The sequence below is a fragment of the Natronomonas sp. genome, assembly GCF_046710025.1.
Classification (GTDB): Archaea; Halobacteriota; Halobacteria; order Halobacteriales; family Haloarculaceae; genus Natronomonas.
Window position 1 is genome coordinate 1 of record NZ_JBKEGK010000111.1, and the last position, 8247, is coordinate 8247.

General features: G+C 63.7%; 8 protein-coding genes and 1 tRNA gene. 6 read left to right on the top strand and 3 right to left on the bottom strand.

Features of this window, described 5'->3' with window-relative positions:
- Positions 1-809: 809 nt before the first annotated feature.
- Positions 810-881 (bottom strand) — tRNA-Ala (locus tag ACI944_RS08700).
- Between the two features lie 188 nt (positions 882-1069).
- Between ACI944_RS08700 and ACI944_RS08705 the strand changes: the two genes are divergently transcribed.
- Both ACI944_RS08705 and meaB read left to right on the top strand, forming a co-directional pair.
- Entirely contained in the window at positions 1070-1486 is a 417-nt protein-coding gene (locus ACI944_RS08705) for a cobalamin B12-binding domain-containing protein (RefSeq protein WP_411718662.1), read from the top strand.
- Complete coding sequence (meaB, locus tag ACI944_RS08710) at positions 1487-2539, top strand: methylmalonyl Co-A mutase-associated GTPase MeaB (RefSeq protein WP_411718663.1); 1053 nt, start codon at positions 1487-1489, stop codon at positions 2537-2539.
- A 21-nt stretch (positions 2540-2560) separates the two neighbouring features.
- Here meaB and ACI944_RS08715 read toward each other — a convergent pair whose 3' ends face one another.
- Both ACI944_RS08715 and ACI944_RS08720 read right to left on the bottom strand, forming a co-directional pair.
- Positions 2561-3589 (bottom strand): response regulator, encoded by a 1029-nt coding sequence (locus tag ACI944_RS08715; protein ID WP_411718664.1) that lies wholly within the window; start codon positions 3587-3589, stop codon positions 2561-2563.
- 67 nt (positions 3590-3656) lie between these two features.
- Positions 3657-4244 (bottom strand): molybdopterin-dependent oxidoreductase, encoded by a 588-nt coding sequence (locus tag ACI944_RS08720; protein ID WP_411718665.1) that lies wholly within the window; start codon positions 4242-4244, stop codon positions 3657-3659.
- Between the two features lie 183 nt (positions 4245-4427).
- Between ACI944_RS08720 and ACI944_RS08725 the strand changes: the two genes are divergently transcribed.
- From ACI944_RS08725 to menD, 4 genes are all read left to right on the top strand, one after another.
- Entirely contained in the window at positions 4428-4643 is a 216-nt protein-coding gene (locus ACI944_RS08725; protein ID WP_015409007.1) for a ribbon-helix-helix domain-containing protein, read from the top strand.
- Positions 4644-4739: 96 nt separating this feature from the next.
- On the top strand, positions 4740-5018 hold the full coding sequence (locus ACI944_RS08730) for a UPF0058 family protein (RefSeq protein ID WP_411718666.1): 279 nt from the start codon (positions 4740-4742) through the stop codon (positions 5016-5018).
- A 58-nt stretch (positions 5019-5076) separates the two neighbouring features.
- Entirely contained in the window at positions 5077-6414 is a 1338-nt protein-coding gene (locus ACI944_RS08735) for an isochorismate synthase MenF (protein ID WP_411718667.1), read from the top strand.
- Between the two features lie 4 nt (positions 6415-6418).
- Positions 6419-8179, top strand: a complete 1761-nt coding sequence (gene menD / locus ACI944_RS08740; protein WP_411718668.1) for a 2-succinyl-5-enolpyruvyl-6-hydroxy-3-cyclohexene-1-carboxylic-acid synthase — start codon at positions 6419-6421, stop codon at positions 8177-8179.
- The last annotated feature ends 68 nt before the right edge of the window (positions 8180-8247 follow it).

Consider the following 8247-nt stretch of genomic DNA (forward strand, 5'->3'; position numbering starts at 1 on the left):
TCGGTCTAGTCTTAGTGTAGCTTCAACCGTGAACGTATAGTGTTATGTCCTCTGGGCGCGTATCTACTGGCAAGCGGCAGTGTCTTAACCGCCGTATCTATCACGCAGCGACCCTCCGGTCGGAGGTCGCTGCGTGGCAACAGCGTCGAAACGAAACCAAGCGCCCCATTGACTGGCAGTTCACCACTGACGATGCTCGGATCAAGCTACGTCAGCTCTATCCAGTTGAGCTCAAAGAGGGTCTACAGATTTAGAGTTGAAGCTACACTTAGATTTAAAAATGTTACTTGTGAACTGCTAACAAGCTTTCATAGAATCGGGTAGCTCTAACGCGTTTCTGAGCAATCTTCGCAGTCGATTTGCGCACGGAGTGAGGCAATCCGCGAGCGGGAATTATCAAAAACCCATAATTTTATCAACCCACTGCCGCCCGGCGATTTAATGAGGATCGTAACCTGCTGGAGAGTCGAAGTGGCCCGCGCAACGTAGAAGGCCCGCGCTCCCCTTGGCAGAAGATTTGCTGGAGAGGCCCCGGTGAGACTCCTGCGTGAGGATTTGCCGAGTTCCGCCACTCTCGGCAACAGGTTTTAATTGTCAGACAAGCCACTTTTATGCGTCACTCGCTAATTCCGATGTACTTCCACTCAGACTCTCCCGGCCCTGGACAGCCTGACGGTGGTAATCGCTTCGCCGTCTGGCGAATCCTTAGAAAGTGCAACCGGCATGGACTCGCCGGGACTGAGCAAACCCGAAGGGTTTGCGAGGGTCGGCGAGTTCATTGACTGAGCGAGTGAAACGAGCGAAGGAAATGGACTCGCCGGGATTTGAACCCGGGGCCTTCCCCGTGCCAGGGGGATGATCTACCACTGATCTACGAGCCCTCGAACGCAACACATAGTATCTCGACACGATTCATAAACCCATCGAAGCGGCGGGCCGTGTGCGGAATCGTCCCATTCTGCATCGCCGGATGACGGGCAAACACGACCGTAGTTGTGGAATCACAACCACAGTGTTCTTGGAGAATAGCTCCGTTAAAGTCAAACACCTCCCCCCGGTAGTGCTGACTATGAGCACGGAACAGGAACAGCGAACGATCCGGTGTCTGGTTGCGAAAGTCGGGTTGGACGGTCACGACCGTGGTGCCCACGTCATCGCGCGGGCCTTCCGGGATGCCGGGTTCGAGGTCATCTACTCGGGGTTGCACAAATCGCCCGACGACATCGTCCAGGCGGCGGTTCAAGAGGATGTCGATGTGCTCGGGATTTCGATCCTCTCGGGCGCCCACGATACGCTGGTCCCGAAGATCATGGACGGACTCGACGAGTACGACGCTCTTGAGGACACGCTCGTGATTATCGGCGGGATTATCCCCGACGACGACCGGGAGGAACTTTATGAGGCCGGCGTCGCCAACATCTTCGGCCCTGGCTCAACGATGGAAGAGACGATCGAGTTCGTCCGCGAGAACGCGCCAGAGCGATAGATGTCCGAGGACACGCTCGTCGACGAGTTGTTGGCGGGAAAACATCGGGCGCTCGCGCGCGTGATAACGAAGATCGAGAACCGATCGCCGGGGTATCGCGACCTCGTCTCGCAACTACACGAACACACCGGCAACGCGGAGGTCATCGGGATCACCGGGTCGCCGGGCGCGGGAAAGTCCACGCTCGTCGATAAGATGGCGTCGACGTACCGCGATCGGGGCGAAACGGTCGGTGTTATCGCGATCGATCCCTCCTCGCCGTTCACCGGCGGGGCGGTGTTGGGCGACCGCATCCGAATGGCCTCGAACGTCGGCGATATGGATGTCTTCTTCCGATCGATGTCGGCTCGGGGCTCGCTCGGCGGGCTCTCGACGGCCACGACGGACGCGGTAAAGGCGCTCGACGCTTTCGGCAAGGACAAGATCATCGTCGAGACCGTCGGCGCGGGCCAAAACGAGATCGAGATCGTCAAGACGGCCGACACGGTGTCGGTGCTCGTCCCGCCGGGATCGGGCGACGACATCCAGATGCTCAAGGCCGGCATCCTAGAGATCGCCGACATCTTCGTCGTTAATAAGGCCGACATGGACGGCGCCGACCGGACGGTAATGGAGCTTCAGGAGATGGTCGGTATGCGGGACGCGTCGCCGATGGCCGGCCACCACGGCGCAGACACGTTGGCGGACACAGACGATGCCGGTGGCGACGAAGGTACCGACGCCGACGAGGGCTGGCAACCGGCGATCGTCGAGACGATCGCGAAGACTGGCGAGGGAGTTGAGGGGTTCCTCGGAACGATCGACGAGCACGTAACGTGGTTATCCGAGAGCGGGGAACTCGAGGCGCAGGCCAGACAGCGCTACGAGGCCGAGATAAAGACGCTACTGCGGGAAGACACCGCTGGGCTGCTACAGGAGGAACTCACAGCCCGCGGGGGACTTGAGGCCTACATCGATCGCGTCCTGCGGAGGGAGACCGATCCCTATGCGGTTGCCGACGAACTCATGGCGCCGCTGGAGGACTGCGTGGCCGGCGCTCGTGACGGGAGGTGAGCGGGATCCGGAGATCGGGGGTCATGAGAGTTCGATCGAAACGGCGGACGTCGCTGGGGGGCCCCGATCGAGGAGGTCGTACGCCTCGACGAGCTCCTCGCGGGCTGTCTCACCGTCGTCGTTTTCGAGCGCGCCGAGCGCGCGTTCGACCCGGCCGCGTGCCGACTGGACCGCGTCGCTTTGATCGCGCGCCCACTCGCTCGTCAGTTCGTGCCCGAGCCAATCGCCGAGCAGTTCGACGAAGGCGCGCTCCCAGGCAGTGAACTCCGTTCGATCGCCGCGGTCACAAAAACAGAGCGTCCCGTAGCGGCGCTCACCGACGTACACCGGGGTGCCGACGTACGACGAGAACCCGGCCGCCTCGCCCCCATCTGTGTCTCCAGCGACAGCGACGATACCGTCGCCGTCGACGGTTGGGGTGCCGATGTTGTCGGGCAGCGTCACCCCGTCATCGGTTTCGAACGGGAGGTCGTTCTCGGAGCTTTCGACGAGAATCTCGCGGTCGCTGCCGGCTTCGGTGTCGGTCAACAGCGCGCCGTACTCGACCTCGAGGGTCCGACACCCGAGTTCACAGAGTGACTCGATGGGTGTGGAGACGCTGTCGATCACGGTCCGGGCCAGTTCCCGGAGTGCGGACTCGCGCCGCTGGACCGCCTCTTCGGCGCGGTATCTGGCGGCGGCGTTTTCGATCCGGTTTGCGAGAACGCGCCACTGGTCGGAGCCGCGGCGTTTCCGGAAGTAGTCGGTCACACCCTCCGAGACGGCGTCGCTTGCGATCTCCTCGCTCCCGCGAGCAGTAAAGAGAATAAACGGGAGATCGGGGTCCATCTCGCGGACGTACTGGAGCAACTCAAGCCCGGTCATCCGGGGCATGTGATGGTCGCTAACGACGCAGTCGAACCGTCCTGTCTCGGCGGCCTCAAGCGCGTCGTTCGGGTCGGTTTCGACCTGGATCGAGAACCGGTCGCCAAGATCGGAGAGTTGGTTGGCCATGAGGTCAGCCAGAGAGGGATCGTCATCAACGAGCAACACGCGCGTGGGACCGGCCATAAACTAGCTTTCATTCTTCATGAGATTAATCCTTCGGCCCGAATCACCTGCCGAACGCCCGAGGATGTCAGCTGTAGCGCTCCTCGTCCCAGGGGTTTGCGGTTCCGGAGTAACCACGCCGTTCCCAGTAGCCGCGTTCGCGCTCGGTCAGGAACTCGATTCCGGAGAGCCACTTCGCGCCCTTGTACGCGTACTTGTGGGGGGTGACGACGCGGAGCGGCCCGCCGTGTTCAGCCGGGATTGGTTCATCCTCAAGGGTCCAGGCCAACAGCACTTCTGCCCGAAGACACGACGAAAGCGGGAGATCAGTCGTGTAGCCGTCGTGCGCGTGAAACAGCACGTGGGCCGCATCGTTGTGAACGCCGACGCGAGCAGCGAGTGTCGGGAACGGGAGCCCCTCGAAGACGCAGCCGAGCCGCGACCACCCGGTCACGCAGTGAAAATCCTGCCGTTGGCGCTCAGCGCCGAGGCGTTGGAGTTCGTCAAACGAGATGGACCCGTCGTCTTCGACCGCACCCCACACCTCAAGCCCCGGGTCGGTCGGCACGGACGGCGTCTCGCCCTTCGAGAGCACGGGAAACGATGAGGTCTCGCGCTGTCCCGGTGGGAGCCGTTCGCCGCCGAACTCCTCGTGGAGGTCGGTCACGTCTTTCATGTGATGGCTCGAACCGGCGGACCCCTATGGCTGTCGCTTCGATGTCCGTTCGCCGGGTCAGCTCTCGAAGCGAATCTGATGGAATAGAAAAATATTCTTTCAATATTGCTGATGTGGCTTTGCACCGGCGGAAAATTACTCGACAGATTTAAATACACCATCCCCGAATCAGAACTTGATCCGATGCCGAAGGTACAACTTACTGTCCCGGAGCACTTAGAAATGCAAATCGCGCAACTCGTTGAGGAGGGCGAGTTCGTCAACCGCGAGGAAGCGATAGAGGAACTGTTATCGACCGGGCTTCGCGCCTACAAAACGAGTGGTCCGATGGACGACGAGGACGAACCGGGGTTTCAAGAGGACGGGATGATGGGCCACGACGACGAGTACGTCTTCTGACGCCAGCGAGCGCCCACCGGCCGTCCGACCCGGCGAGCGGTGTATGTGTCCTCATGCTGCACAAGTGTTAAACGGCGCGTAGCAGTATCCACGAGTATGCACAAGGACGAACTCCTCGAACTACACGCGAAAATGGTCTCCATCATGGAGCATTTCGACGGGATGGACGAGATCGATAGCTCGGTGTTCGACCCCTACGGCGAACTCGATGTAACGCCCGACGACGTACACAAATCGAAAAGCGAACACAAACACGCGGTGTTCGTTCTCGGCAACGCTCTTGCGAACGTGATGGCCGAAGACGAGTTCTCCGACGCGGGACGGATCGGCAAACGGATGGAGGAACTCGCCGACGACGCCGAGTCCAAATTATAGCGGCGAGCAGTCGTCGGTGAACACGTAACCTAATACGGTGGGGGCCCAAGAATCGGTAATGGAACCGTTGGGTAGCGAGAAGACAGCCCCGCGGACCCGAGGGCTCGTGAGTCGGGCCGTCGAGTTGTCGACTGTCCCGGACCAGCGTTCGGTGCTTTCGGCGGCAAATTCGCCGCGAACGTTCTGGTCGGCCCCTGACGAGGCGACGGTCGTCGGAAGCGGGTCGGCGACGACGATCCGGGCGGACGGCCCGGATCGGTTTCGAACTGTCCGGGAGGCCGCTGCGGAGCTGTTCTCAGTTGGCAACGTCCACGCGGGCGCGCTCGCCGCCCGCCCTCGGCTGTTCGGCGGGTTTGCCTTCCACGACGAGCACACCGAGTCGGCACCTTGGGAGGGGTATCCGGGAGCAAAGTTTGTGCTCCCGCGGACGCAGGTGACGTACATCGACGGCGAGGCGTGGCTGACGGTCAACGATGTCGGGACCGACCCAGAGGCTGTCGAGCGTCGTCTCGAGGAGACGGTCAATCGGTTCGAGACGCTACCGGACCCGGGGCCGGTCGGGACACCCCCTGGAATCACGGAACGAACCCGGACGACATCGGAGGCCGAGTGGCGCAACAGCGTCGTCGCAGCGACCGACCGGATTGAAGCCGGCGAACTCCGGAAAGTCGTCCTTGCGCAGGCGCTTCGGACATCGCTTGAGCGGCCGCTCTCGATGCCGGCGACGCTCATGCGGCTCAAGCGGCGCTACCCCGATTGCTATCGGTTTCTTCTCGAACCCGACGACGGCTCCGGGGGGTTCTTCGGGGCGACGCCGGAACGATTGGTCGGCCGGCGGGGACGGACAGTCGGGACAGGCGCGCTCGCCGGGACAACCGGCCGGGGCGATACCCCCGAGGAGGACGAGTGGCTCGCGGCGGAGCTTTTAGCCGACGAGAAGAACGTCCACGAGCACGAACTCGTCGCGGACGCGGTTCGCTCGCAGTTGGAGCCATACGCCGCCTCGATCCGCGCCGGGAAGCGCTCGGTCCGCCGGCTGGCGACCGTCCAGCACATAGAGACGCCGATTACTGCCGAACTCGCTGACGACGAGCACGTGTTGGCGCTCGTTGAGGCGCTGCACCCGACCCCCGCAGTCGGCGGGCTGCCACCGACGGAGGCGTTACGGACCATCCGCGACACCGAGCCGTTCGAGCGGGGGTGGTATGCGGCTCCGGTCGGCTGGTTCGACGCCGCCGGCTACGGCTCTTTCGCGGTCGCGATCCGTTCGGCTCTTTCGCGGGGGCCGACGGCTACCCTGTTCGCCGGCGTCGGGATCGTCGAGGACTCCGACCCCGACAGCGAATGGGACGAGGTCCAACTCAAGTACCGCCCGATCCTCGACGAACTGGAGTGACCGTATGGCCGGCGAACTCAACACGCTGTGGGGAGAAGCCGTCGCCGACGAACTCGTGAAGGCCGGCGTCGAAACGGCCGTCCTCTGTCCGGGGTCGCGCTCGACGCCGTTGACGATCGCCCTCTCCGAACACCCGGGAGTCAACGCCGTCTCCCACCTCGACGAACGCTCGGCCGGCTTTTTTGCGCTCGGCTACGCGAAACGAACCGGCCGGCCGGCCCCGGTCGTCTGCACCTCCGGGACCGCGCTCGCGAACCTCCATCCGGCGGTCGTCGAGGCAGACTCGGCTCGGGTTCCGATGGTGCTTTTGACCGCCGACCGCCCACCGGAGTTGGCCGACAGCGGTGCGAACCAGACGATCGATCAAGAACGCTTCTACGGCGGCTCGGTCCGGCAGTACCGCAAGCTTCCCGAACCCGAGGCCGCTGACCGGAAGCTTCGGTCGCTCCGGACTGCGCTCTCGCGGGCGGTCGCGACGGCCACCGGCGTACCCTCCGGACCGGTCCATCTCGATGTCCCGTTCCGAAAGCCCCTGGAACCAACCGCTCCCGAAGGGGCGGTTCCCAAGGGCGTGCCGGACGGCTCGCTGCCCGAGGGATTCGATGCCGGTGACCGTCCGGCGACCGCGGGTCGGGAGGGACCGTTCGTCGCGGTGACGCAGGGGCGGGCGACGCTTTCGGCGCCCGACCGCGATGCGGTCACCGCGGCGATCGAGGACGCTGAAACCGGCCTGATAGTGTGTGGCCCCGCCGACCGCCCGACCCCGAGCCGCGACGCGCTGGCGTCGTTCGCACGCGCGAGCGGGTTCGCGGTGGCCGCCGACCCGCTGTCTGGCCACCGGTTCGGCCCGCAAACGATCGACATCGCGGTCTGTGGCGGCTACGATGGCTACGTGTCGGCGGTTGAGTCGACGCCCGACGTCGTCGTCAGGTTCGGCGCGTCGCCGACCTCGAAGCCGCTCAGGCACTACCTCCGGGACTCGGGGGCGAGACAGTTCATCGTCGACCCTGGAGGGGGGTGGCGGGAGGCGACGTTCACGGCCACCGACCTCCTCGTCGCTGACCCGACGCGGGTCGCCGCCGACCTTGCTACCGCCGTCGATCGCGAAGCCGGCACGCTCGCAACGGAACTCACCGATCTTGAGACCGCTTACTGGTCGTTCGTCGGGGGCGAGGAGCCGCCAGAGGGAGCGGTGCTCGCCGACGCGGTTGAGTTCGCACCCGACCCTGCGACGGTGTTTATTTCGAACTCGATGCCGGTCCGGGACCTCGATCGGTTCGGCCGCCCTGACGAGGCAGATCTGACCGTCCTCGGTAACCGCGGGGCCTCGGGAATCGACGGGATCACCTCAACGGCGCTCGGGGCCGGCCACGGGACCGACGACCCGCTCGTGCTCGTGACGGGCGATCTCGCCTACTACCACGACATGAACGGGCTACTTGCGGTCGCGCGGGCCGGCGTCGACGCGACTATCGTCTGTCTCAACAACGACGGTGGCGGGATCTTCCATCTCCTGCCGATCGAGGATCACGGGGGCTTCGAGGAGTGGTTCCGGACGCCGCACGGCCTCGATTTCGAGCACTCGGCGGCTCTCTACGATCTTGAGTTCGCACGGACGGACGACCGGAGCCGCCTCCGAGAACTGTACGCCGACTCGACCGGGGCTGACGGGACGCAGGTGATCGAGTACCGCACGGGCAGCCAGCGAAACCACGACGACCGCCGCGAACTCGAACGATGCGTTGCCGAACGCCTCGGGTCCTGAATCGGTTGGTTCGCCGTCGTCCCTTTTTAACTACAGCCATGGACAATCAGCGGAGCGTGTGTGCCAGA

What these genes read in the sequence shown, in the direction of transcription:
- ACI944_RS08705 (WP_411718662.1), top strand. Translation starts at nt 1,070, where the DNA reads ATGAGCACGGAACAGGAACAGCGAACGATCCGGTGTCTGGTTGCGAAA.
- meaB (WP_411718663.1), top strand. Translation starts at nt 1,487, where the DNA reads ATGTCCGAGGACACGCTCGTCGACGAGTTGTTGGCGGGAAAACATCGG.
- ACI944_RS08715 (WP_411718664.1), bottom strand. Translation starts at nt 3,589, where the DNA reads ATGGCCGGTCCCACGCGCGTGTTGCTCGTTGATGACGATCCCTCTCTG.
- ACI944_RS08720 (WP_411718665.1), bottom strand. Translation starts at nt 4,244, where the DNA reads ATGAAAGACGTGACCGACCTCCACGAGGAGTTCGGCGGCGAACGGCTC.
- ACI944_RS08725 (WP_015409007.1), top strand. Translation starts at nt 4,428, where the DNA reads ATGCCGAAGGTACAACTTACTGTCCCGGAGCACTTAGAAATGCAAATC.
- ACI944_RS08730 (WP_411718666.1), top strand. Translation starts at nt 4,740, where the DNA reads ATGCACAAGGACGAACTCCTCGAACTACACGCGAAAATGGTCTCCATC.
- ACI944_RS08735 (WP_411718667.1), top strand. Translation starts at nt 5,077, where the DNA reads ATGGAACCGTTGGGTAGCGAGAAGACAGCCCCGCGGACCCGAGGGCTC.
- menD (WP_411718668.1), top strand. Translation starts at nt 6,419, where the DNA reads ATGGCCGGCGAACTCAACACGCTGTGGGGAGAAGCCGTCGCCGACGAA.